The sequence below is a fragment of the Siminovitchia sp. FSL H7-0308 genome, from assembly GCF_037980985.1.
Taxonomy (GTDB): domain Bacteria; phylum Bacillota; class Bacilli; order Bacillales; family Bacillaceae_C; genus Siminovitchia; species Siminovitchia thermophila.
Map to the genome: position 1 here is coordinate 3,419,727 of NZ_CP150282.1, position 24,838 is coordinate 3,444,564.

The 24,838-nt window shown below is 38.8% G+C and carries 22 protein-coding genes; 6 read left to right on the forward strand and 16 right to left on the reverse strand.

Annotated features, from left to right (window positions below; all coding sequences use genetic code 11):
• Positions 1-5 precede the first annotated feature (5 nt).
• The 11 genes from MHB50_RS16165 to MHB50_RS16215 all read right to left on the reverse strand — a co-directional run bounded on the left by MHB50_RS16165 (position 6) and on the right by MHB50_RS16215 (position 10,402).
• Positions 6-1,313, reverse strand: a complete 1,308-nt coding sequence (locus tag MHB50_RS16165; RefSeq protein WP_340084209.1) for a serine hydrolase — start codon at positions 1,311-1,313, stop codon at positions 6-8.
• A 583-nt stretch (positions 1,314-1,896) separates the two neighbouring features.
• Positions 1,897-2,199, reverse strand: coding sequence for a hypothetical protein (locus MHB50_RS16170; protein ID WP_077112808.1), 303 nt, complete (start codon positions 2,197-2,199; stop codon positions 1,897-1,899).
• A complete protein-coding gene (locus MHB50_RS16175) occupies positions 2,199-2,417 on the reverse strand; it encodes a helix-turn-helix transcriptional regulator (protein ID WP_077112816.1) in 219 nt (72 codons plus the stop codon). Before MHB50_RS16175 ends, MHB50_RS16170 begins: the two co-directional genes overlap by 1 nt.
• Positions 2,418-3,054: 637 nt before the next feature.
• Positions 3,055-4,083 (reverse strand): hypothetical protein, encoded by a 1,029-nt coding sequence (locus tag MHB50_RS16180; protein WP_340084212.1) that lies wholly within the window; start codon positions 4,081-4,083, stop codon positions 3,055-3,057.
• A 57-nt stretch (positions 4,084-4,140) separates the two neighbouring features.
• Positions 4,141-4,281 carry a hypothetical protein gene (locus MHB50_RS16185; RefSeq protein WP_340084213.1) on the reverse strand — a complete coding sequence of 47 codons (141 nt, stop codon included), beginning with the start codon at positions 4,279-4,281 and terminating at the stop codon, positions 4,141-4,143.
• A 103-nt stretch (positions 4,282-4,384) separates the two neighbouring features.
• Positions 4,385-5,116: a glycerophosphodiester phosphodiesterase family protein gene (locus MHB50_RS16190; RefSeq protein WP_340084214.1), complete on the reverse strand. Its 732-nt coding sequence runs from the start codon at positions 5,114-5,116 to the stop codon at positions 4,385-4,387.
• A 17-nt stretch (positions 5,117-5,133) separates the two neighbouring features.
• Positions 5,134-6,432: an ABC transporter substrate-binding protein gene (locus MHB50_RS16195; protein ID WP_340084215.1), complete on the reverse strand. Its 1,299-nt coding sequence runs from the start codon at positions 6,430-6,432 to the stop codon at positions 5,134-5,136.
• 33 nt (positions 6,433-6,465) lie between these two features.
• Positions 6,466-7,206, reverse strand: a complete 741-nt coding sequence (locus tag MHB50_RS16200; protein ID WP_139345674.1) for a carbohydrate ABC transporter permease — start codon at positions 7,204-7,206, stop codon at positions 6,466-6,468.
• A 124-nt stretch (positions 7,207-7,330) separates the two neighbouring features.
• On the reverse strand, positions 7,331-8,209 hold the full coding sequence (locus MHB50_RS16205; protein ID WP_077112799.1) for a sugar ABC transporter permease: 879 nt from the start codon (positions 8,207-8,209) through the stop codon (positions 7,331-7,333).
• Between the two features lie 3 nt (positions 8,210-8,212).
• A complete protein-coding gene (locus MHB50_RS16210) occupies positions 8,213-9,256 on the reverse strand; it encodes an ABC transporter ATP-binding protein (protein WP_077112797.1) in 1,044 nt (347 codons plus the stop codon).
• A gap of 54 nt (positions 9,257-9,310) precedes the next feature.
• Positions 9,311-10,402 carry an alcohol dehydrogenase catalytic domain-containing protein gene (locus tag MHB50_RS16215; RefSeq protein WP_236017066.1) on the reverse strand — a complete coding sequence of 364 codons (1,092 nt, stop codon included), beginning with the start codon at positions 10,400-10,402 and terminating at the stop codon, positions 9,311-9,313.
• Positions 10,403-10,800: 398 nt separating this feature from the next.
• Between MHB50_RS16215 and MHB50_RS16220 the strand changes: the two genes are divergently transcribed.
• The 4 genes from MHB50_RS16220 to MHB50_RS16235 all read left to right on the forward strand — a co-directional run bounded on the left by MHB50_RS16220 (position 10,801) and on the right by MHB50_RS16235 (position 17,013).
• Positions 10,801-11,562 (forward strand): DeoR/GlpR family DNA-binding transcription regulator, encoded by a 762-nt coding sequence (locus MHB50_RS16220; protein WP_077112793.1) that lies wholly within the window; start codon positions 10,801-10,803, stop codon positions 11,560-11,562.
• A 1,695-nt stretch (positions 11,563-13,257) separates the two neighbouring features.
• Positions 13,258-14,961 carry a molecular chaperone HscC gene (locus MHB50_RS16225; protein ID WP_340084216.1) on the forward strand — a complete coding sequence of 568 codons (1,704 nt, stop codon included), beginning with the start codon at positions 13,258-13,260 and terminating at the stop codon, positions 14,959-14,961.
• Positions 14,958-16,289 (forward strand): tetratricopeptide repeat protein, encoded by a 1,332-nt coding sequence (locus tag MHB50_RS16230; RefSeq protein WP_340084218.1) that lies wholly within the window; start codon positions 14,958-14,960, stop codon positions 16,287-16,289. Before MHB50_RS16225 ends, MHB50_RS16230 begins: the two co-directional genes overlap by 4 nt.
• A gap of 13 nt (positions 16,290-16,302) precedes the next feature.
• Positions 16,303-17,013 carry a DUF1266 domain-containing protein gene (locus tag MHB50_RS16235; protein ID WP_339164764.1) on the forward strand — a complete coding sequence of 237 codons (711 nt, stop codon included), beginning with the start codon at positions 16,303-16,305 and terminating at the stop codon, positions 17,011-17,013.
• A gap of 167 nt (positions 17,014-17,180) precedes the next feature.
• Here the strand turns inward: MHB50_RS16235 and MHB50_RS16240 are convergent, their stop codons facing one another.
• The 4 genes from MHB50_RS16240 to MHB50_RS16255 all read right to left on the reverse strand — a co-directional run bounded on the left by MHB50_RS16240 (position 17,181) and on the right by MHB50_RS16255 (position 21,452).
• Positions 17,181-17,945, reverse strand: a complete 765-nt coding sequence (locus MHB50_RS16240) for a hypothetical protein (protein ID WP_339164765.1) — start codon at positions 17,943-17,945, stop codon at positions 17,181-17,183.
• Between the two features lie 695 nt (positions 17,946-18,640).
• Positions 18,641-19,210, reverse strand: coding sequence for a DUF6434 domain-containing protein (locus MHB50_RS16245; protein WP_340084219.1), 570 nt, complete (start codon positions 19,208-19,210; stop codon positions 18,641-18,643).
• 449 nt (positions 19,211-19,659) lie between these two features.
• Positions 19,660-20,418, reverse strand: a complete 759-nt coding sequence (locus MHB50_RS16250; RefSeq protein WP_339164767.1) for a class I SAM-dependent methyltransferase — start codon at positions 20,416-20,418, stop codon at positions 19,660-19,662.
• A gap of 419 nt (positions 20,419-20,837) precedes the next feature.
• Positions 20,838-21,452: a PH domain-containing protein gene (locus MHB50_RS16255; RefSeq protein ID WP_077112784.1), complete on the reverse strand. Its 615-nt coding sequence runs from the start codon at positions 21,450-21,452 to the stop codon at positions 20,838-20,840.
• 563 nt (positions 21,453-22,015) lie between these two features.
• Between MHB50_RS16255 and MHB50_RS16260 the strand changes: the two genes are divergently transcribed.
• Together MHB50_RS16260 and MHB50_RS16265 are read left to right on the forward strand one after the other, a co-directional pair.
• Positions 22,016-22,555, forward strand: coding sequence for a PadR family transcriptional regulator (locus tag MHB50_RS16260; RefSeq protein ID WP_339164768.1), 540 nt, complete (start codon positions 22,016-22,018; stop codon positions 22,553-22,555).
• Position 22,556: 1 nt separating this feature from the next.
• A complete protein-coding gene (locus MHB50_RS16265; RefSeq protein ID WP_339164769.1) occupies positions 22,557-23,711 on the forward strand; it encodes an MFS transporter in 1,155 nt (384 codons plus the stop codon).
• 874 nt (positions 23,712-24,585) lie between these two features.
• Here MHB50_RS16265 and MHB50_RS16270 read toward each other — a convergent pair.
• Positions 24,586-24,810: a hypothetical protein gene (locus MHB50_RS16270; protein WP_077112778.1), complete on the reverse strand. Its 225-nt coding sequence runs from the start codon at positions 24,808-24,810 to the stop codon at positions 24,586-24,588.
• Between the last annotated feature and the right edge of the window lie 28 nt (positions 24,811-24,838).

Below are 24,838 nucleotides of genomic sequence, written 5' to 3' on the forward strand. Positions count from 1 at the left end.
AACGCTTATTTTGCGTAAGCTTGCAGTGTGGATTGGATTTTTTTTCGAAACTGTTTATTATTCACCATTTCTACAATAAAAGAATTAGAATGAAATTGCAGCATCATTGACTCCCATAATGATAAGTCATCCATGAACAGCACAAATTCCATTTGATTGCCAGAAAGATCCTCAAAATACATCGCTTGATTATAAATAAAGGCAGTCGAGCCTCCTTTTGCTCCAATGTAGCGATAATGTTCTTTATTTTCCGGGATCATTTCCATTGGCCATTCCATCAGGTCTCGTAATGTATGGGATATTTCTGAAGGGAAGCCTTCTCTGGAGATCATATGAAGCAGTCTTCCGTATGTGGCTGGAGAGGCTTTTGGCATGCGGTCAGACCAAACACGCTGTTCTTTTACAGAAAGGTCTACCCCTGCAACTGTTATCTTTTTATGCTTCATTTTTTCGCTTTGTATAAGGGCCTCTTTTTTATAGTTCTCATCAGACATTTCTCTTAATTCTTTTTGCCAGTCAGTATCTTTTTTTTCCTTTTTATATTCATTTAATGCTAACAATGCTCCTACAAGAGGATACACATCGTCATGGTCTTTTAACGCTAATTGGTCGATGCGATTGTTGATGCTTTCAACGCCCAGTACATCAATCAGATAATCAGTGTTTGCATTGGAGCTAAAGGCAATCATCCCTTTTGCGATATCGTGCAGCTTCACTTTATCATTCTCAATTTGACCTGCTTCCTCCATTTGTTCCAGCCATTTTTGATGGGCGCCGCCATCGGTATTCTCTATATAATAACGATTGACTGTTTCTAGTGGAACGGTTGCGTCTTTATGCAAATCGCCATTTTCAATTTGATAGGCGTATTCGATGGCGACGATGATTTTTACAACACTTGCCAGCGGCCGCGGTATATCAGATTGATACGTAATCATTTCTTCATCATTCATCGCAACAAATAAAGAAGAGCTTTCTGGATGTTTCATCAGGTGGTTTAATGTGTACTCGGGATTATGTTTCAATAAAAAATACAAGACTGTTATGATGATGAGTGTCAAAGAGGCGTAAATCATCATTCTTTTTTTCGTGTATGTTTTTTTATCCAATAAAATCAAAAGAATACAGCCTGCGATAATCGCCAGTATAAAAGAAACACCCATTACTTCAACAAAAAAGATGACACCCAATACAATCACCGTTGTGACGGCAAATCGCAGGATATTCCCCTTTGATCGTTGTGACTTTTTGAACAGCGGAACACTGGAGAGTAAAAGAATTCCCATCAGTCCTATCCACGCATAAATATTCAATAAAATAGCCTCCTTATAAATTGAAACTTCATTCAAGGAATGCTTTTCTCCTTGAATGTTAGTTGAACCAATCGGGCATTTAGGTGCCGTTTTCTCACACTTAGACCTTTGGTATCATCCTCACGTTTTGAAGTGGGAGGCTTACGGCACCTTACATGCGGGATAAAGTGAAACTTCATTCAAGGAATGCTTTTCTCCTTGAATGTTAGTTGAACCAATCGGGCATGTAGGTGCCGTTTTATCACACTTGGACCTTTGGTATCACCCTCACGTTTTGAAGTGGGAGGCTTACGGCACCTTACATGCGGGATAAAGTGAAACTTCATTCAAGGAATGCTTTTCTCCTTGAATGTTAGTTGAACCAATCGGGCATGTAGGTGCCGTTTTATCACACTTAGACCTTTGGTATCACCCTCACGTTTTGAAGTGGGAGTCTTACGGCACCTTACATGCGGGATAAAAGTGGTGAGGAGCGCCCCTACAAAATCTTCAAATCATGTCAAAATATACCATCATGCAGCACTACTTGTTAAAGGCGAATAGTGCTCACAATGGCGCACTCCGATGAGTCTCAAGTTTCTATTTAATATTTCCTTTTTAGTATCATGATGTTGAAAGCATGTATGATGGTGAGCCCCGTCATTAAGAACCAAATAAGCAGCTTGTAAGTTTCATAGTTTAAAGGCTGTATAAATTGATCGACCATTTCAATGGTGAGCCATCCAAGCGGCAACATCGGAAAAAGAATACTGTATGATTGATTAGCGATTGTTTTTCCCCTCTCGTCGCTTCCTTCAGATCCCCATTCAAAACGCAATGATATCAATAATGCTGCAAAGAAAATGATGACATATAGTAACCTTAAACTAGTGTAAAATATTTCCATTAATGATCCTCCTCCAATTCATACTGAAAAACGTCATGCACATCTACACCAAAAAAAAGGGCAAGATCAAATGCCAATTTTAATGAAGGATTGTATCTATTTTTTTCTAAGGAAATAATTGTTTGGCGACTGACTCCTACGCCGTCCGCCACATCCTTTTGTGATAAGTTGCGTTCAGCACGAAGAATGACTATACGATTTTTTATTTTTCTATTCATCAAAGGCATCGACACCATCTCCTTCACCTAGATAGTAATATATTTTTTACAATAAGTAAAGTATTTCATACATAAAGTAATATATTTCTTACACAACCGATTGCACCATTGAAAACAAATGAGAGGGTTGAATCAGAGATTGATTGTGCGAACTATTAAAGAATCATTTTTTATTGAAAAAATAGTCATACATACATTTGCTGCCGCATTTTTTCACTCGTTCATCCTACCGTGTGAAAGCCGCCATATCTTTCACGGATAGCCAAGTTTATGGAAAATGAATTGATAAAAACGACGAAGGCGCTAAATGGAAAAGGGGCTGGGGCTGTCCGAAAAATAATATGGGAGCTTGAAAAGCAAAAAAAATAAAACCTAAGAATGCTGTAAAATCAACATTCTTGGGTTTTAAGTTTTAGCGTCTTTACTCTAAGTTGGACTTTTTAGACAGCCCCAACCTTCCGTTTGGGAAAGCAATGGGTAGGTGCTCGATATTAGAAAACTTTGGCCGGTAACTTATATCGCAGCTGTCAACAATGATTCATTTCAGTCAAAACAGGAATCCATGAAAACCCATCCTTAGCTTTAGTACCGAACCGCACTCCTACCCAACCTAGATTATACGATCATTTCTTCTACATTAATGATTTTCCTTTAATAATGAACACCGGTGGTGGTTACTATTTATTGGCATGAGTTGATCAAAATAATATATATTAGCCAACCTATTTGGCGCGGCGTTTGATGCAAAACCAATATGTAATTGAGCTTTATGAGGCTGTTTTGGATCAGGGATTCTAATAGCCATACCTTCAGGTTCCCTAAATGTCATTGCATTGCCCGCCGAAATCAATTGTCTGGCTACCGCCTTTCCAGAATTTAAATCGACCGCTGTTACATACGTATTACCGTAAGGCGCAACCGATCCGTTGACCCCATAGGCGTTACCTTCTAATAAATACAAATATGTTCCGTATGAGGCAAAACCTTGGAATGTTCCAACGGGAGGTTGCGGAACATCCGCAATAGGATGGTAGTTTCCTTTCTTCACTTGCTCTAAATCAAACACACCATATCGAAAACTTCCATCCAATCTGTATCGCATTGTCAGTAAACCGTGAGCTTTATCAATGTTGACAGTTGTACGCTCAGCTCCTTCGATAAGTTTATGTTTTTCAAGGACTGGAGAATCTGGTGTTCGTATAGTACCGTTCTCAAATGGAAATCTAGCAATCTGTGTTCCCCAACCGTCATTTCCTTCTGTAACTGCATCCGTTTCAGTCCATAAATACGTAACCCCGTTTTCAACCTCTACACCAATTTGGACTCCGTGGCCGAATCCTTTTAGGTACATATGACCTAACTTATTGCCCTCTTGATCTAATTTCGTCAGTGTTACATCACCATTTTTAGCCCTGATTGCCCCACTGACTGGTTCATTTTCATCCGGGAGCTGTTGACCACCAGCCATTAATTGCACAACATAGATATGCTTATTTTCATCATCAAAAGCAAAAGATTGCAGTACCGTGCCATTGTGCAATGGCTTGTCTTGAATGAATGGAAGCCCTTCGTTTGATAAAACAAACATGTTTGTATTAGGTACTGGCTGTTTTGCCTTTGTCGTAAGAGGAATTGTAGAAATCAGAATGACGATGATTAGCATCATTGGTATTTTCCTACATAACTGAAACAGTCGATTCATTTTGTATGTCACACATCCTGCCTAAAATATTGTTCTATCAACGGTTAAAGTCGCAGTGGAGGTGTCGAATTTTTTAAACATGACAGAAATAGCCCTGTCCCTGCATAGTCGTCTCTTTACGCTATCCATTCCGATGCCAAGTGTTTTCTCGACTCTGCTCATTTTGGGAATCCTCCCTGGTGCTAAAATGGGGTGTCAATTCTCGCGATTTGACACCCCGCTTTTTTGTTCTATTCCACGAAAAAAGCTTCTCCTATTTCCGCCTCTACTTTTTAATATACTTTAATGCAGGTAATAGATCATTACATGTTAATAACGTTACTCCACAATCCAACGCGTATTTGACTTGCTCCATATCGTCCGGACAATAGCACCATGCCAGTTTTCCTTTAGCTTTGTAACTTTGTACAAGTTCAGGGTTCAATAACTTCATGCTCATTCCGATTGCCCATATTTTAGAAATGGTCCCGTCTTCACCGGGAATATAATGAAGCATTTTCTCCCCGGGAAAACCTTGTGTTTTTACATTGTATTTGTCATGAAGATGCGTAATCACTTCTGCATCAAAGCTCGTAAATACACATCTATCAAGGAAATCATATTTTTTAAGCAATTCGACCGTACGGTCGGCGACTTCAATCGCTTGATCACATGGCTTGATTTCAACATTGAAAAGTAATTCAGCATACGGTTGAAGTGATTCGCAAAATTCTTCCAGCGTGGGAATCTTTTCCCCTTCACCAGCATCCAACTCTTTTAATTCTTTTAATGTAAAATCATTTACCATGCCTGTCCCATTTGTCGTTCTATCGACAGTATCGTCATGAATAATGACGACTACATTGTCTTTAGATAGTCGTAAATCAAACTCAATCATATCAACTCCAAGATCAACTGCTTTTTGAAACGCCAACAGAGTGTTTTCCGGATATTCAGCACTATATCCGCGGTGGGCCGCAACGATTATACCGGTTTTTGATTGAAGTTGTTCTATCATAATATGGATCTACTTCCTTACTTATTTAAAATTCTTTCTGTTTCTTCTTTAAAATTTTTCAATGTAGGCTTAATTTCTTCGTCATTATACATAATCGCTTCTATTGCGGAGAAGAACTCATGCATGATGACTGGCCATTCAACATCCTTGTTCGTGTCAACAGCATGTTCAAGCTGTTCATAAGCTACTTGTCGATTTGGTTCTTTTGCCCACAGTTCTTTCATCTCTTGCGATTCAACCATCGTGTTAGTAAATGGAAGATAGCCCGAATCTATGACAAACTGTAATAATCCTTCCGGCTCTTTCAACATCCATTCGATAAATTTCCATGCTGCTTCTTTATTTTCCGAACCGGCAAGCATAGCAATATTCCCGCCTCCGGTAGGTGCTGCGTATTCATCATTTTTAGGCAGGAACGTTGTGACATAATCGAACTCAACATTTTCCATTAAAGTACCGATTGTACCAGTTGATTGATACATGATTCCGATATTTTCACTCATGAACATTTGGTTAACGATATTACCCGAGTCCTGGGCAGGAGGATAATACATAGCGCCAGTACTTTGTACGTCTTTTAAAAATGAAAATACTTCTTCACCTACACCATTATCAAAAAATCCAACCGATGTATTATCTTCATTAAAAAATGTTCCACCTGATTGAGTAATCATGGCAATTGGATACCAAGTATCGTAAGGCATACTAAATCCATAACGTTTGTATTCATCTCCTTCTTTAATCACTAAGGCGTTCGCCACTTCTTTCAATTCCTCCCAAGTAGTTGGAACCTCTAAGCCGTTTTCATCCAGCATTGACTTGTTCACATGTAAAATGGGAGTCGAACGGTTAAATGGAAGAGAGAGAAGCTGATCATTAAAATACGAATGACCCATTAATCCCTCTGTAAAATCGTCAACATTTAGATCACTTGATTCAAAATAAGGTGTCAAGTCTTCTAGCACCTCTGAATCAGCAAACATCTCTACATATGCCCGTTCTATCATCGCAATATCGGGAGAAGTGTCGGCCGAGATGGATTGTTGTAATTTCGTGACCGCTTCATCGTATCCACCCTGAAAAGAACCAACAACTTCAATTTCATCTTGTGAATCATTGAAACGTTTTAACATTTCATCAATTAGTTCACCATTTTTACCGCCTAATGCGTGCCAGAACTGAATCGTCGTTTTCTCACCATTTTTCTTCTTCCCGGCATCATCATTTCCTCCTGAGGACGAACTATCAGAACTACAGGCAATAAGCAACATTGAGATGATTGCCACTATCAAAATCATCAAAATATGTTTTCTCATTTCTTCCCCTCCGAAAATTTTTATTATTAGGAATTATTTAATCCCTGAATAAACAAATGCTTTCACAATATGCCTTGCGCAAAATACATAAATAATCAATATCGGCAGTACTAAGACCACATTTCCGGCCATAATTATATGCCAATTACTAATTCCTTCCGTTTGTCTTAACATCGCAATTCCTAATGTTAGCGGGCGGACCTCGGCAGAATCCGTCATGACAAGCGGCCAGAAATAATCATTCCAATGACTGACGAAACTAAATAATGCAATGGTTGCAAGCGCCGGTTTTGACATGGGCGTCATGATTTTCCACATAATTTTAAACTCACTTGCGTTATCAAGCCGTGCCGCTTCAATAATTTCATCAGGTATTTGCATAAAATACTGTCGTAATAAAAAGATCCCGAAGGCATTGGTCATAAATGGAAGTATTTGGGGAAGCAGGGTTTTTATAAGTCCCCACTCGGCCATCATCAAATACACTGGAATGAAGGTAATCTGCCCGGGTATCATAAATGCAAGTATTACCAGGGCAAACAATACTTTTTTTCCAAAAAAGTCATATCTGGCAAATGCATACGCAGCTGGTATCATAATCAACAGCTGAATGACAATAATGGATGTTGTCACGATCACTGAATTTTTGGCGTAAGTTACAAATGGTCCTGCTTGCATCGCATCTACAAAGTTAATCCATTGCGGTACTTCAGGAATCAACGTAGGTGGAAATGCCATTGTTTCTTGAAACGTTTGTAAGGATGTAGAGATCATCCATAAAAACGGAAATATAAAGATTAATAATACAAGTATCTTTAATAGAATGTTTACTGTTCCTTTAAAACGCGGAAAAAATCCTGAACTCAATCATGCTCCCCCTTCCTGGTGCCACCTCATTCTATTGATAAAATATCTTTTTAGACAGCAACCGGAAATATATGATTGTTAACAGACCAATAATGAACATTAAAATCACACCAGTGGCTGAAGCATACCCTATATTCGTTGTTCGGTATTCGTAAATATAGTAGACTAGCGTATTGGTCGCATTATTCGGTCCCCCGCCCGTCATTATTCTGACAGTGTCAAATACTTTAAAGGAACCAATCGTCATAATGACCAAAATGAAAAAGAGTTGTGGCGAAATTAATGGTAATGTGAGCTTATAAAATACTTTTGATTTTTTCGCATTATCCAGCGCGGCTGCCTCATAAATACTAGGCGATACACCTTGTAATGCCGCAACGATGATAATGATGTAATATCCGATCGCCTGCCATACGGAGACAATAATGATGGAAATTAAAGCTGTTTTGGAACTCTGTAACCATTGGGAAGTCGGCAATCCCAAAGTTTTCAAAATATAATTGAGAAATCCTATACCCGGCTCCATCATCCACAACCATATCAACGCGATTGATACGATGGAGACGATATGGGGCGTAAACAATCCAGCTTGAATGACAAAATTTAGTTTCGTTTGTTTACTTAGCCATAGGGCAATCAATATAGAGATGGTCATTGTTAGTACAACGACACCCAATGTGTATAAAGACGTATTGCTTAGCGATTTATAAAAATCACTTCGCGAAAGAATCTGTACATAATTGTCGAACCCTACAAACTTACTTTTTGCTTTGTTCATTAAGTTATAGTCAAAGAAACTTAAGTAGATCAAATTCAATATTGGATAAATGACAAAAATAAATATCCCCATCATAGCAGGACCAATCATTACATATGGACGCAACTTCTCCCATACTTTCTGTTTGTTCATATCCTAATACTCCCTTAACTTTTCCAAATAGCTTTGGAAATTTGGATGATCTGGCCGAATCCGTTCTTCGTTTTCTCCAAAGAAGAATATATCTTCCGCCTGAACCCCTACGTTAATATCCTGATCAACTTGGTATTTGTCTTCGGTACTTTTTGCCATAAAAGAAATATCATTATATCTGATCTGATAGATCGTCTCCGATCCTAACATTTCACGCGTAACGATCCTTCCTTTTATTGAAAAATAGGATTTGATCGGTGAAGTAGATAATATAAGTTTCTCTGGTCGAAAACCAAACTTAACATGATCTACGCCCAAGTTTGAGATATTCATGGGAGGAACCCCGATAAATTGCGCAACAAATAAGTTGTTAGGATCACGGTACATTTCTTCAGGCGGCGCTTCTTGTTGAATCACTCCCTTATTCATTAATACGATTGTGTCTGCCATAGACATCGCTTCTACTTGGTCATGAGTTACATAAACAAAAGTAGTCCCCAGTTTTCTATGTAGTTCAATCAAGTCAATTCTCATTTGCGCCCTTAATTTTGCATCTAAATTTGATAATGGTTCATCCATTAAAAAGACGGATGGATTTTTTACCATGGCGCGCGCTAACGCGACCCGTTGTCGTTGTCCTCCTGATAAAGTGGATGGCATTCGATCAAGATATTCGAAGAGCCCGACACTTTTACTGATACTGCCTACCAGTTGCTTTCTCTCATGTTTTTTCACTTTATGATTGACTAATCCAAATTCTATGTTTCCCCTGACAGTCATTGTCGGATAAAGCGCATAGTTTTGAAATACCATTGAGACCCCACGTTTACCCGGCGGAATATTTGTCACATCTTTTTCGCCAATCATTACTTGTCCAGATGTTTGAGGACCAATCCCGGCTATCATTCGAAGAAGAGTTGTCTTCCCACAACCAGAAGGTCCTACCAATACTGTAAAAGAGCCGTCTTTAATTTTTAAATTTAAATCTTCGATCACTACATTTTGCTGAAATGTTTTTGTAACTTGCTTAAATTCTATGGACGCCAATCAACGTACCCCCTCGCATCAATTTGTTATTGTTGAAAAGCACAATTTTGCAAATCACCAATGGAACTCTAATAAACATTTTTCCCATCCACGGTTTTGAAGCGCGTCATCCATTACATTTTTCAAATCTTCTACAGATGTAATCTCTGTCCTTTTTCTCGGAAGCAACGCTCTTAACGCCTCTTGGTAAGAAGGGTTTTTCATGGCTTTTAAAACAGGCGGGTAATCGGAGAATGAACTTCTACTGCTTCCTCTCAACGAGATGCCTTTTTCCAAAACATCTCTTGTATTAATCCAAACTTTTTCCTCGGAAACACCAAGCAAAATGATTTCACCCAGCGGGTTTAAGAGATCAATCGCCTGATTGATGGCATTTTCGGAAAATTTGCCTCCTGTACAGTCAATGGCAATATCATATTGATTGCCTTCTGAGAAATGATCATTCAACACATTGAAACATTTCGCGAAATCAAAATGTTTCAACTTATCAGCATCCGCTCCAAAAACTGTAAGTCTATCTTCTTTTATGCCAAATATGTGTGTAAGCATCGTGGCTGTAATATAACCTACTGGTCCGTCTCCAAAAACGGCGACGGTTGAGTTTTGCAGCTTTTCCTTAATCGAACGAAGCGCTTGATATGATACTGTGCACAATTCTGATAAAACAGCTATTTCATCTGGAACTTCATTTGGTATGGGAATCACACAAGAAGAAGGCATGACTATCTTGCTTTGGGTTAACCCATCATAGCCACTTCCCAAAAATCTCTTATGCTCACAATAATTATCCCCCATTTCTTTTTGACATATCGGACAGCAATCATTTGCTTGCTTTCCTTCTAAAATGTAGCCGGGAATGTTGGGAACGATGACTACCCGAGTCCCTTCGGGCAGCGAGTCCAAGTTACTTTTTACTATTTTTCCAATCCCCTCATGAATCAATGCCATTGGCAGTTTTTCTTTTAGCGCTTCAGGCCTTCTTTGACCAGAAAAATAACGGAGATCTGCATGACAGATGCTTCCCAAAGTAGGCTCAACGACTACTTCCCCGTTTTGTAAGGGGTGAGATATGTTTACTTCTTTAAAAACACCAGGTTTTATCAATTGATAAACATTGGATTGAATTTGTTCTTTTGTTTCTAACAAAATGTCGAGCTCCTTTCTGCTATCCATTACATCTAAACGTTCAAATAAACAGGTGATTTTTGAACTGTTCGATTAATAGGATACTAAGAAACAAAATGCTTGTAAACACTTACTTAAACAAAAATGAACATATTTGAGTGAAACAAACCGGTATAACCATAGGTAAACTATTCGTTTTTATTCATTTATGTTAAAAACGAACAACAAATTAGATTTAGTTAGCATTTTACTATTGTATTATCAATAATGATTATGTTTTTTGTTAATATATTGTAAAGAACCTGTTAAAATTGAATTTAAATGAGCTTATTTAAGCACAAAGAGAAAAAAAAGAGCATAATAGAATAGGATGAGTTCCTCTCTCGAACATCCAAATATTGATTCAAGAGGTGCATTCAATGTTGCCATTGGAAAGACAACAACAAATATTAAAGTATGTTAGAAACAATACCGCCACTACCATTTCAGATCTCGCTAAGCATTTTAACGTTCATGAGGCAACCGTTAGGCGTGATATTCGTTCATTAGTAAAAAAGAGATTGCTCATTAGAACACATGGAGGCGTCATGATAGATGAGGAAGTACATTCTGAGCCCCCTTTCCAAGAACGTACCACCGTCCAATACGAGGAAAAATCACGTATTGGCAAACAGGCAGCAGAGCTAATAAAAGACGGAGAAAATATCATTCTTGATTCGGGTACAACAACCCTTCATATCGCGAATGCCATCATTCATAGAAAAAATATAACTGTCATAACAAACGATATAAACATTGCGGCGATTCTGCGGTCCGCGAAATCAATCAAAGTGATCGTTACAGGAGGAACTTTATTTCCTGATAGCTTTATGTTAAATGGAATGATTACGGATGAAGTTTTAGGGACACTCCATGTTCATAAGGCCTTTTTGGGGACACCGGCCCTCCATCACAAAAAAGGATTAACACATTTTGATGAGTATCTCGTTTCCGCTAAGCGGGGAATGATTCGCGCCGCCAAACAAGTGATCGTCGTTGCTGATCATACAAAGATTGGCAGTGTCTCCTTACACAAGGTAGCCGGCATTAAGCAAATAGACGATATCGTTACTGGAAAAGAAGCTGAAGGTTTAGATTTACATCTGTGGGAAGAGCAAGGGGTTCGTATCCATCTGGCATAACAGCCATTGGATACAAAAGGCAGTTATTGTACAAGGGTAAATGAAACTTCGAATTTGCAAATGATTAACGGCAAGCAATGAAGGCCTAATAATTGAGAAACATCAGATAATCTATGGTTCGCGAACAAAAAAGGGGCCGGGACATACCCCTGTAAAAATGAATAAACCGCGTGAAATCAAGTGGTACTTACCCCCTAAAATGAGACTTTCTACTCTAACTTTTAGGGGTAACCACCAGTTTGAAAACCTTAACGGTTTTATTCTCAGATTCTTACGAATAACAATCAGCTTTTACCTTATGTCCACTCCCCTATTTGAGTAAAAAAATCCCTATCATCGCTACGTCAACATATTTCGCTTTCCGCGTGCCCGGCTTCAGCTTCCTCGGAAAGCAAAGGTCGCTTTCCTGCGGGATCTTCAGCTCCAGCTATTCCCGCAGGAGTCTACATAAGTTGACTACGCTAAAAGCTTGCGTATGATACACTGGGGCCATTTATCCCGCATGTAATGTGCCGTAAGACTCCCACTTCAAAAGCTTGAGTGAATATAAAAGGTTTAAGTGGGAGATAACGGCACCTAAATGCCCGATTGGTTCAACTAACATTCAGTAGGAGCCCTACTGAATGAAGTTTCACTTTATGGTTCGTTTTTTCATCAGCTGATTTAGTTGTGTCAAACAGACTCTTTCTTTTATGATCGTTACGGAGCTTTTCTTATGTTTTTCACGTATACTTCGGGCTGCTTCAATCCCGTAAATTAAGAATGACTTAATTAATCATTCCATCGCCATCACATTATCGTACTGATCATCTTATTACTTTCTGAGGTCATGCACACCATTCCTTTTTTTCGGCCTTCAATGCCCGTCTCAACAAGCGAACCGGATTTTCCACCTTATAGGGCTGTTAATTTCTGTTGCGTTACGATTTATTCCAAGTGTCATCGCAACATCGTTGGATGGCCTTCATAAATGAGACGAAGGGACAAAGCAGTGGAAAAATGGAATGTCGGATCTCAAGCTCAGAATGAAGTTTTGAGGCTGTTTTTTCATGCCGATAAGCAGAGCTTACTGCTAGGGTGATCTTGCTGAAAACATGTAAACACATTAATCAAATGTTCTTGCTTTTTCCCAGTAATAACCTCCCCATCGTTCATGTTTTCCGGGATATAGCGGTCAGCCACAATCGTTATGGAATGCGAGGTACATTAAGGTATATTTTTTAGACAATAAGGATTTTACACATAAAATGTTTTTGTCTGACATATCCCATTTCATTGAAGACAAATGAAAGGATTATGTATACCCGTCAAGACAATGAATAAAAAACTTTGAAGTCTCCTATTCTAGAAACTTCCCAAAACTATTTTGGGTGCTAAGGGGATAAAAATCCTTTTTCATACGCATCGCAACCTCATCATCCGTTGCACAAAATAAAGAGTCATTTTAATTCGTTAAAGGAATGTTCAAGTCGATCGATGCATTGGCTCATGACCAAAATTTCCATCGACTTTCCCTCAGAAGAAACAAATACACCTTTACTGAATTGTTCAAGTCCAAGAAAATTTCAGCCTGCCGGGAATTTTTCAGCGGCATTGATTGCGATAAAAAACATTTTAAAATAGGATAGAAATAGAGGATGATCCAATAAGTGGAATTTTATGTAATAAAGTCACAGATAGAAAGAGGGATATTCTTTGACAACGATAGGAATTGATTTAGGGACAACCAATAGTCTAGTAACCTATTGGACGGAGGATAAACCCGTCATTATCCCTAATGTACTCGGTGAGCGAATGACTCCATCCATTGTCAGTGTAGATGAAAATGGGAGTATTTTGGTCGGGCGTATTGCCCAAGAGAGACTCATGACTCACCCGCATCTGACCGCATCCGCTTTTAAACGATATATGGGCTCGGAAAAAAAGTATGATCTTGGAGAACACTCCTTCTCTTCGGAGGAGCTTTCCTCTTTCGTGCTGAAAACACTAAAAGAGGATGCAGAGAATTATCTTGGCAGACAGGTTACGGAAGCGGTTATCAGCGTACCGGCTTATTTCAACGATGCGCAGCGGAAATCAACAAAGCTCGCGGCAGAGATTGCCGGATTGAAGGTAGAGAGACTTATTAGCGAACCGACCGCCGCGGCCATTGCTTACGGATTGCATCAGGAAAAACCGGAAACGAAATTTCTCGTGTTTGACCTGGGGGGCGGAACGTTCGATGTGTCCATTTTGGAGCTGTTCGAGGGCGTTATGGATGTAAAATCAATTGCGGGGGATAACTTTCTCGGTGGGGAAGATTTTACAGAGCTGTTGATTTCCCATTTCATGAAGACGCACAAACTTGAAAGTGAAGCGCTCGACTCGAAGACGAAAGCGGCTATTTACAAGCAGGCCGAAAGGTGCAAGCTATCCATTGGCCAGGAAGCAACTGTGGACATGAGCATGACCTTAAACGGTGAAGTTTATGACTGTCAGCTAAGCCGTTCAGAGTTCGAGAAGCTGGCTCAGCCTCTCATTCTTCGTCTGCGCCAGCCGATTGAACGGGCGCTTCGGGATGCTTCCCTGTCCCCTTCAGACTTGGATGCAGTCATTATGATCGGCGGAGCAACCCGAATGCCGCTCATTAAAAATGTCATTGGCCGTATGTTCGGGAGAATGCCGTACACAAATATCAATCCTGATGAAACGGTCGCCTTGGGTGCGGCCATCCAAACCGCTTTAAAACAACGGAATCAAGCGTTGGAAGAGATCATTTTAACGGATGTATGCCCGTATACGCTCGGCACGAGCGTCGTTCGGGAATTAGGCAGCGGGCAATATTCCGACGGAAACTTCTTGCCGATCATTGAACGGAACACACCGATTCCCGTCAGCAGGGTAGAACGGCTTTGTACGATAAGGGATGATCAAACCAGGATAACGGTAGATGTTTATCAAGGGGAAAGCCGGCGAGTCGAAAATAATATCAAACTTGGAGAGCTGAACATTAAAGTGCCTCCGGCCCCAGCCGGTGAGCAAATGATTGATGTAAGATACACCTATGATATAAATGGCATTCTTGAAGTCGAGGTGATTAGTGTCTCGACGGGCGAGAAGAAGCGGACGATCATTGAGCAAAATGCCGGGAGTATGACAAAGGAACAGATCGAAGCGCGGCTGTTGGAATTGAAGGATATTAAAATCCATCCGCGGGACCGCACCGAAAACAGGTTGTTGATCGCCAAGGGAGAACGTCTGTATGAGGAGACGCTCGGCGAAGTCCGTGATGCCATCGCGCTGTTCATACAACAATTTGAAAGTGTACTACAAACGCAGGATGATCAAAAAATCAAAATGGCGGCCGAACAGTTTAAGGAACGGTTGGAAGAAGTAGAAAGGCGGTTGAATTTCTTGTGAGCATCTGGGATATTTTGGAGATTGATCCGACCTCTGAAGAATCGGCCATCAAAAAAGCTTATGCCAAAAAGCTGAAACTTCACCATCCTGAAGATGATCCTAAAGGGTATCAGCGGCTTAGGGAGGCTTACGACGCCGCCATGAAACAGGCTAAGAGCCAAGCTGCCTCCTTGCCTGTTTTTCAGGATGAAGAGGATGAGAGTCAATATGAAGATAGTGAGGAATCTTTTGATTCGGAGCAACACTTTTTCAACTCAAATGATTTTTTCCCTGTGCCGCTGGAGGAGCCAAGAACCGAACGCCATCCGGTATACGCGTTTCTTCAACAGGTGAAAGAACTATATGACGATTTTTACGCCCGCATCACCCCCGAGTCTTGGCAAACCCTTATGGACGAAGATATTGTATGGGAGATGGAATACAGCCAGGAGCTGCGGGATGGGCTCATTTCCTTCCTTGAAGATGATCATCATCTTCCCCGTATCGTTTGGGAAGTGCTGGACAACACATTCGGTTTTCGCGAGGACAAAGAAGAGCTGCTGAAGCATTATGATGAAGAATTTGTAGAGTATATGATCAGGCAAATTGAAGGAACGATGGAGCTCAGATATGATTGTTTTGTTAATCAAGAAATCGCCTTCGATATCGAACAATATTTGGATCTGAGAGAATCAGCCCAATATATGCTGATGAATGGGGAAGTAGAGAGAGCAGGCGATTTGCTGGAAGAAGCCCATGGGCTGTTCACGGACGACCCCGATCTGGAATTAATGAGAGGGAAATATTATCTGGAAATAAGGAAGCCCGATGAGGCGTTGGAATGCTTCACCCGCGTCATCGCTCTTCAACCCGATGATCCTGATGGATATTGGCAGCGTGCCCTGCTTTACTATGATCAGCAGGAGTATGAGGCCGCCCTTGCCGACTGCATGCATCTTCTGAACAAAGACGAAGGGAACAAGGACCAAAATGTGCTGGTCTTGGCTGGTCGTTGCCATTTAGCGCTGGGTAATACGGCAGATGGCCGAGAGTTGATAAAGGAGACATTAGCAATAAACAAGCTCCATTTTCGATCATATATCCACTGGTGTATTGCGGAGAATGCGTACGGCAAGACCCTCGATCCTGCAGAACGGAAGCAACCGCTCCGAGACGATTTCTTGTTTCACTCATTCCTGTTTTTAAGATTAACCTGGTTTTATATTTGTCTTTACTTGATTGTTTCGCTGCTTTTTGATCTACATCCGTATTCTACAGACCTGTTGCTCATCCTTTTACTGTGGAATGCCTGGAAAATATGGAAGGTTAGACGAGTTTTATCAACTTAGAAAGGAGTTACTCATGTTACATCAATACAGCCGCAAAAAAAGGAAGCAGTTGGAGTTATATTTCCGCTGCCTCTCTACCATATGTACGGACAGTGTTCTCGGCCACTACTATTATGTCTATGAATTTCATAAGGCAGAACGCTGGCTGCGAAAACAGGTTATGAAAAATGCTCTTCTCGCTTGGAACATTACCGATGCGGCATCATTCAAAAGCACCATTCGCTGGTTGCTGGATGACGGTTATCGTGATGAATATAGACAAATACATGCTCATCTGTCGGCTTTGACGGATGCCTCACGCAAAAGATATATGGAAACATCAACGAACCACCCCGACTATGCCAGAAGGGCGGTTGTTGATAAATTCCTTCCGCAACTGCCTTCGGGAGACATTGCTGCGTTTGGAGGAGGATGGGCCATTTTTTTAAGCCGAATCGGCCCTGTTTATGGGTATGTAACAAGCGAAACAGCTTGGAAAACCAAAATAGAAATAGCCAGGCGTCTACAGAGCCATTACAACAATTGGGAGGATTATATGACAGCTTTTGCCGCAGGATACGCTTTTAGCCAATCCGATCCGGAAATGAAGAAAGCCAGGCATATTTTTAACGGGGCTATGAGCTTGTTTGCTAGCAATACATTAGTCGATAAAGTGGTATGGCACCAGAACCTGCTCCCTGATAAAGGGGAATCCCTTCACAAGCAAGGGAAATTGTCTATCTGATGAGCCTTCGTCGATCATACAATGTTGCGCGCAATGAATGGTGTGCCTGAACAGTGATGTTATGTGCAAAAAAATAACCCTTAGAAACCGGACTTGTTACAACCATATTCGTCTGCCGAAACGTAAAAACCCTTGAATTTTTTCAAATAATTCAAGGGTTTTTATCTTTAAAAATAGTTAACGATTAACCATCCATCTTTTAACTCGATATGGTACCCTGTTGATCCCCAATTCACCTGCACCGTTTCCCCTGTTTGTATGGCTAGGTCGACATTCTCCTTAAACCCCTCATATCTATTTGTTAACATATCTTTTACCAATTCCGCATAGTCCGGAAGAGCCTCTAAAACTCCGGCACTCATATAAGCAATAGGATTCTGATCCTTTATGATGATAAATACATCACTATCAGGAATAGCGTATAGTTTTGCACCATGATTTCGTACGGCAATGATGATATCACTTAAATTGGGATGTTTATTCTCATCCATAACCAGAACATATTTAGTACCGTCAATAATGATCTCATCTTCGGCAGATGTATCTTTTCCTTCATTTACTTGTTCTGGATTGGTGTTATGTTCATTTTTTGCTGTTTGTTTATTTGTCTCTTCTTTAACCGCTGGAGTTGTTTCTTCTTTTTTTACGGCATCCACTGTCTTTTCTTCAGGTTTTGCCTTTTCTTCAGGTTCTACTTTTTCTGCTTGTTTATTCGTTTCCTCTGTAGCCGTTGATATTTTTGCAGTTATGGCTGTTGTATCAAGTACTTTTTCTTCTGGTTTCGTATTTTCCGCCGGTTTTTGGAGGTCCCTAACTGCCATTTCTTCTGCTACTTGAGTAGCTTTTACATCACTTTTTGTCCCCGAGTAATGGAATGCACTAGCAGCTAACAAAAATACAGACATCAATACAATAGCATAAAACTTTTTCATCGGTCTCCTCCTTTTTACATTTCCCATGTTTATATATTATCACAAATATTTCATTTAGGTTACAAATGTTACATTTATATTTCTGTATTTTTCTAAACTAGGTTTTCTCTTCTGTTCTTGCTTTTCATTTACCCCTGAAACTTTCTGGCAAACACTATTTTAGCAGCCGTCTTTTATCCGAACCATTTGTCAGGCTAGCTTACGTTTCATCTAAAATTGGAACGAAATAAAAGTGGATATATGAGCGTTTAGGAGACGTTCAAGGATACGGAAAGAGGATATTGAAGAATTAAGCGGACTCAGCAAATCATATCTATGAAACAAGATTTGTTTCCAAATGAACAAGTATTCGTGAAACCGATTTATTAGGTTTCGGATATGTTCATGACGGCAACACAAGTATCGTTCAAGACACAATCATCGCCAAAAGCCCCTCAATGATATGGCTTATACACTACCATGAAAATATATTCAATGAATGGGCGCGGCTTAAAGCCGCATATTTATTAAAAGAGCATGAGGCCGTCTTTGTTTTATCGATAGTGACGGAACCTTCTGACACTTCAAGGGTCGAGCAACTAACTGCTCGGTATTAGGACAAACAAATAGCATTTGCTGAACGAGTCAACCAAATGCTTGTTTTTTGCCTGGCAAAAGTCAAATCACATCAATAAAATATGCTGAAAAATGCTCAACTAATGATTAGACATATATTTATTGCTTCCGGGAAGTTGCTTGATTACATTCCAGGCTGCAATCGCTTCTTTACGGCTTTTTCCTTTATTTTTCGGATCAGCAAAAAAGTCGCGTATAAATTGATTATATTCAAATTGAGGTGCAATGTTTTTCTTGTACGAAGGGTCTTTCTTTCGTTCCCCTTCCTCATACCAAGCGTCTACTACATCACGATATGTTTTTCCGACATTGTTCTTAAAATAGTTTTGGATATAAGTGGAAAAATGAAAGTTGGGGATTACCGATTTAAAAAATGCTCTTACATGCTGGCTGCAGCGATGGTTTTCCATAATGACTGTATCAAGACTAAGATCTGCTTGTGGTTGCACCTTCTTATTCGTTTTTGATTTTCTCGCAGTTTTTTTTATCTCCCCTGTCCGAAGAAATGTTTCAATCCTATCGGAAATTTCTATCTTAGAACCAGAGGCACTTATTCCATTTTCCCTACAAAAAGATTGTAATTCGTCCTTTAACCAATAGAAATCTTTAAAATTTTCCACGCTTGTATTTTTCGTTAGACTAGGTCTCATACATTTTCCCTCCACATTTACTTCATACACATTATAGAACGTAAGTTCCCATTTTGCAAAAAACGTTACAAATAAATCCGTTTCCAAAAAACGCTGGGACATAAGCTGAAAACTAACGAATATTCGCAAAAAACATGAAAACCGTGTGAAATGAAAGGTTTTTACATTTGCCTTCATGTTGTTTATAGGGCTTTAACGCAGCCTCTTGTCAACGATGTGGAGTGCCCAAGTCTGGCCATGCCGAACAATGGAAACCTTAGTCTGAGCCGACATGCCACTTATCGTAAAATGAAAGGTTTAAACTGATTTTGAGCTAAGCCATATCAGTCCATTCAAAAAAAGAACTCATGATCAGTGTCCACCAACGGTAAAAAACCCTTGAATTTTGTACTGCTCGACTCAAAAATCCAAAGGTTTTTTTGCTTTCCAAAACAACTTGATGTTCTCAACTATTTACGTACAGCTTCAAATGTAATCAATTGCGTTTCTTTCGTTGGCTCCTTCATGTAATCATAATCAGCGGAGCAAGTGATTTCAGAGAAACCAACATTTTTCAAAATCAGTTTGAACTCCTCTATTCCATACCACCGGATGGCAAATCTTTGTAATTCAGTGTCCACTAACTTGCCTTTTTTCCATTTTTCATATTTTAAGTGCGTTAAAGTATATTGATCTACCCAATTTATTTCAATCGATTTGCTTTCTAATAAAATACCTTCTTCATCGGAAAAAGGAAAAGTGGAAGTGGATGTTTCTCCTGTACGCCACTGAACAGGAAAGAGCAGGTCAATGATGACACGCCCTCCAGGTATAAGATGGTTATAAAAACATGTAAGGGCATTTTTGGCATCCTCTAATTTCTCAATCAAACAAAATGAACCCGTAGGTATGACAATCGCTTCGTATTTTGAAGGCAATTGAAAACTGCGTAAGTTCCCTTCATACAGATTCGGATGTAACCCTCTTTCTGTACAGCGCTTCCTGCAAGAATCTAACATGGCAGGCGAATAGTCAATGCCGTCAACAGTATATCCTTTCTCCAGCAAAGGTATTAAAAACCGCCCTGAACCCACTGCTGCTTCCAGTATCTTCCCATTCGTACCTGTTAATCTTTCAAGGTAATATTCAATATCACCATCTACTGAATAGCCAATAGGCTTTGTAACATTATAAAGCTCTGTACTGAGTTCACCATAATAACTAAACAATGCAATTCCTCCGATTTTATATGCGGAAAAGCTCATTGAATGACTTTTCGCACCTTATTCTTGTTACCTGAATATAAAGAGCCGACGATTATCATGAACCCCTCTCTTTTTTTGAATATACACAATTTTTGATATAGTTTAATGATAAAGCTATTGAAAAACCATGAAGCTGAAGGGTACATATTAAAAGAGTGACCCACAAAAGAATCACTCTTTCATCTAAAATCCACTACCTATCCGCGCCGATATATAAACAATCCAGCTCTAGGTAGTTGTGGTATTTTGTGAACATTTTGATGTGAACTTTTTATGTATTCAAAGCATAGTTTGAAAAGCCATCATCATATCGGACACCGCAACAGCATATTATGCTTCATCAAAAAGTTCGCCAAACACGGACTAGATAAAACAATGTATCATTAATTTTGAATATATTTTTCAAAAACGTCCCCAAAGTCTTTTTGTGTGTTTTCTTCATACGTCGTTTTATACCAATCAAAGGCAAATGTTGCCGCTTGTTCAAATTCTTTTGAGATAAGCCCTTCATGGAAACGATTATTCTCAAAGAGGGACTTCGATACTTGCAAACTATCTTTTGCAAATTTCTTCATTCGCTTATTTGTATCTTGGATTTGTGAAATAGCTACCAATGATTTATACAAATCTGCAATCGCTTTTCCTTCTTTTTTGTTAATATCAACAGAAATAGATTGCTCCCCAATCGTAAACTTTATTTCCAAATCTAAATCAATTGTTCCAGCAGTCTCTATTGTGACATTTTTTATCGGATGTTTATAATAATCGTACCGATAAATATTACGCTTGCTACTTGTCGCTTTTTCACCATCAAGATGAATTAGTGCACGATTCGTAAAGCAGTATTCATCAGATTTCGATTTGATTAAAAAGTGGATCTTTTCTCCCTCTTCATATAGTACATAATCATCAGACTCTGTCTTGTCAAAATCTTGCGGAGAGATAATTTTTCCAATGTCACTTAATCCCAAAGCATCACTTGCGATTTTTTTAAACATCCTTACAACCTACCTCCTCAGTATTCATTTCTCTTTTATCATATCTTATAAATAGCCACACAAAAAGCTATTTGGTTAATTTTGTCACATTTTATTTAAAAATAGCAGAAAAAAATCGCAAGCGTTTGTTTAGTAACATACAAATATATAATATTTCCATGTGACATAACCTCCTCTTCATCACTGCCAAAAAAGGTGGCTTTAAAAATTCTTTCAACACTGAGGTCCATTATTCATTTTTCCTTATTTTTTTCTTATACATATATTTGGCCATGCTTTTTTAGCTCTCCTAATAAATGACAGTGAATCTGGTAAAGCCATCTCCATAATCACTTTATCACCCGACTTTATACTCTTACCTGGTTTGCTACATGTAATCTTCGAAACATTTAGTGTAAAAATTACTCAAAAAAAAAGACATAGCAAAAACTAATTAAAATGGGAGTATTTAGTGGGATAGTAATTTTGGCTATTATATTTTTCTTTTTTTTGTTACAATATCTTTATTCCAATACTAAACGTTTAGTATTTAACGTTTAGTATGATGATGGAGGGGTTAATATATGACACGCACTATAGTTCTTGGACTTCTAAAAGCAAATGGCCCGATGTCGGGATATGAAATTCAACAAATGATGGAATCATCACAAACAGATATGTGGGCTTACGTAAAACCAGCATCTATTTATCACGCTTTAAAGAAAATGCAAGAAGAAGGAAAAGTCATCTTGGAAAAAGTTGAAAAGACTGGGTTAAGAACCAAGTCAATATTTAAAATAACAGAAGATGGAGAGTATGAACTTAACCAGCTACTTATAGATTCTTTTACTGATTCATCTGTAGTATTCCCAGCGCCTCTTTATACAGCATTGACATTTATGGAAAACTTACATGATGAACAAGTATTAAGTAGCTTAGAGAAACAAAAACAAGAGATTACAAGCGTTTATAAAAATATGAAATCTGGTTACGAGGCAAAACAGAAAGTTTTAGGGCAATTACCTGCTAATATAAATTTTATTTTTAATAATATGTATGAGCAATGCGAATTACAACTTAAAACCATTGAAGAAATCATTAAGTTTATTAAGGAAGGGAAATAAAATGAAAGGAAACATTCAATATTCTGTTTTAATTGTAGTGATTCTAGCAATTTTTGCAGATATGCTTATGTATGGATTAGTAGTCCCTTTCTTACCAGTTCATGCTGAATCATTAGGAGCCTCACAATCAGAAATAGGTTTATTATTTTCCAGTTATGCCCTTTCCTTGTTTGTTGCTACCCCATTTTTTGGAGCTTTAGCGGATAAAATGGGGAGAAAAAAACTTTTGGTATTAGGCCTTATGGCATTAGCGGTAACAACTTTAATATATGCTTTTGCTACAAGTTTCTGGGTTCTGGTTTTGGCACGTTTACTACAGGGATTTGCTGCGGCAATACCCTGGACAGCTGGATTAGCATTATTAGCAGAAGTGTTTCAAAAAGAAGAAAGAGGAAAAGCGCTGGGATTGGCCATGTCTGGTCAAGCAGGAGGAGTACTATTGGGCCCTCCAATTGGAGGTTGGCTTTATGAATTTGGTGGATACCACTTTCCTTTTTTCATTGCTACAGGGATTGCACTTATTATCGCGATTCTAAGTTTAATATTGCTTCGGAAAATCCCTGAAACGAAGGCAGAGAGTTTTACATCACCTTTTAAAATCTTACAAAACAGAAATGTTTTCATAATTGCTGGGGTTGCAGTAATTGGTGCAACTGTTTTTGCAAGTATTGAACCAACATTGCCAATTCACTTCAATGAAAGCTTAAAAATCTCCCCGGGGGCAATAGGAATTTTGTTTGCTGTAGTAACTCTTGGTTATGGATTAACTTCCCCTCTTATTGGGTCTATTTCTACTAAGATTGGTCATGTTAAGACAATAAGGATTGGTATTGTAATGGCAGCAATTGTACTACCACTAAACGCTTTACCAACTCTTATTTGGTTGCAAGTTGGTACACTTGTACTGTTAGGAATCACCCTTGGAATGATTCTAACTCCTGCACTCCCTAAGTTAGCAGATATTTCTCAAGAAGCAGGTGCTACTTCTCAAGGCCTAACTTATGCGGTTTACAATACAGCCTATTCATTTGGCATGATGGCCGGGCCGGTGGTCGCGGGTACACTTACAGATGGATTTGGACTAAAAATAGCGTATTCAGCATTGGGCGTTCTTTTCATTTTATACTTATTTCCTCTAGCAAAATTAAAATCTTAAAAATGGTTGTTACCAAGAGGATAAAATGTAAAGATTCTATATTGGTCTATCTGAATTTAAACTACCAGAAGATATTCAAGAAAATGAAAATGACATTTTAATTAGGTTGAAGCGAATTCCAACCCACCCCATTGCAGTCTTCCAGCTAAGCTTTACAAACATGGGAGCAGAAAACAAGTTATTTTACATTTGCCCATTTTTTTAAAGCGCGAGTAGGCTTACAAGTATACCGCAAACGTTATAAGTGTCTTGAATGTGGTTCTACCTCTTTTGGGAACGTCTTATATGTATTGGTGAAAACCGTATTATGACTAAAGGTTGTTAGCGTCCATTGAAAAGCAGACCATGTCTAAGGTAGAAGTAGCAGAAAGCGTTATTTATCATTGGTGAATTACATCCAAATGTTGGGCAGGTTCTAAATCATATAAATCTTGCAGGTTATCACTTTTCATAAGAACTTCCTTCTGCCTTAGAATTAGTGTCGTTCTTACTTATTTCGACATTTGGGAAGATACTCCTTTTTTTGTTCCTCAAAATTTTTAAATCTTTTAGGGTTCAAATTTTAAAATTCATTAATAAGTATGTTTAAAAAAGGCTTGTTTGGACAATTCACCAATCAACGAAATATCATGAGACAAGAAATGATTATGGTAAAAAATATCGCTCTGTAGACAAACTAAATCTCGCCGTAACAAACGTGTATCATTATCATTTGATCTCATGTTTTTTCAAACTTGATCAATAGTGGCATGTAATTGTTTTGAAGTACTTTTTAGATCTTTTTTAATGCCATCCTTCCGAACGCTTTCAAAATGATTATGTATTAAAAAGCGAGTTTTACATATGCCCTACATACCCATTAAAATGACAAGGGTCAATTGAACAATTTATAAATAATAAGGGCAATATTAATCACAACAACTAATACAAGAGCGGTTGTCATCACAAATTGGAATATCGTTTGAATTGAAGAATGATAGACTTCCTGTTCCTCTTGAGGTGGTTTTCCACTCTCTAAGTAGTGTAATAACTCTTCCTCAATTTCCTGATTCAACTTTTCTAAGTCTGGCTTTTGTTGATGGTGTATATTTTTTTTCATTAAGCAGTCCACCTATTACTATTGGTTT

Coding starts and splice junctions, on each gene's coding strand:
- MHB50_RS16170 (WP_077112808.1), bottom strand. CDS start 2,199: ATGGAAATATTTTACACTAGTTTAAGGTTACTATATGTCATCATTTTC.
- MHB50_RS16175 (WP_077112816.1), bottom strand. CDS start 2,417: ATGAATAGAAAAATAAAAAATCGTATAGTCATTCTTCGTGCTGAACGC.
- MHB50_RS16180 (WP_340084212.1), bottom strand. CDS start 4,083: ATGATGCTAATCATCGTCATTCTGATTTCTACAATTCCTCTTACGACA.
- MHB50_RS16185 (WP_340084213.1), bottom strand. CDS start 4,281: ATGAGCAGAGTCGAGAAAACACTTGGCATCGGAATGGATAGCGTAAAG.
- MHB50_RS16190 (WP_340084214.1), bottom strand. CDS start 5,116: ATGATAGAACAACTTCAATCAAAAACCGGTATAATCGTTGCGGCCCAC.
- MHB50_RS16195 (WP_340084215.1), bottom strand. CDS start 6,432: ATGAGAAAACATATTTTGATGATTTTGATAGTGGCAATCATCTCAATG.
- MHB50_RS16200 (WP_139345674.1), bottom strand. CDS start 7,206: ATGATCTCTACATCCTTACAAACGTTTCAAGAAACAATGGCATTTCCA.
- MHB50_RS16205 (WP_077112799.1), bottom strand. CDS start 8,209: ATGAACAAACAGAAAGTATGGGAGAAGTTGCGTCCATATGTAATGATT.
- MHB50_RS16220 (WP_077112793.1), top strand. CDS start 10,801: ATGTTGCCATTGGAAAGACAACAACAAATATTAAAGTATGTTAGAAAC.
- MHB50_RS16235 (WP_339164764.1), top strand. CDS start 16,303: ATGTTACATCAATACAGCCGCAAAAAAAGGAAGCAGTTGGAGTTATAT.
- MHB50_RS16240 (WP_339164765.1), bottom strand. CDS start 17,945: ATGAAAAAGTTTTATGCTATTGTATTGATGTCTGTATTTTTGTTAGCT.
- MHB50_RS16245 (WP_340084219.1), bottom strand. CDS start 19,210: ATGAGACCTAGTCTAACGAAAAATACAAGCGTGGAAAATTTTAAAGAT.
- MHB50_RS16255 (WP_077112784.1), bottom strand. CDS start 21,452: ATGTTTAAAAAAATCGCAAGTGATGCTTTGGGATTAAGTGACATTGGA.
- MHB50_RS16260 (WP_339164768.1), top strand. CDS start 22,016: ATGACACGCACTATAGTTCTTGGACTTCTAAAAGCAAATGGCCCGATG.
- MHB50_RS16265 (WP_339164769.1), top strand. CDS start 22,557: ATGAAAGGAAACATTCAATATTCTGTTTTAATTGTAGTGATTCTAGCA.
- MHB50_RS16270 (WP_077112778.1), bottom strand. CDS start 24,810: ATGAAAAAAAATATACACCATCAACAAAAGCCAGACTTAGAAAAGTTG.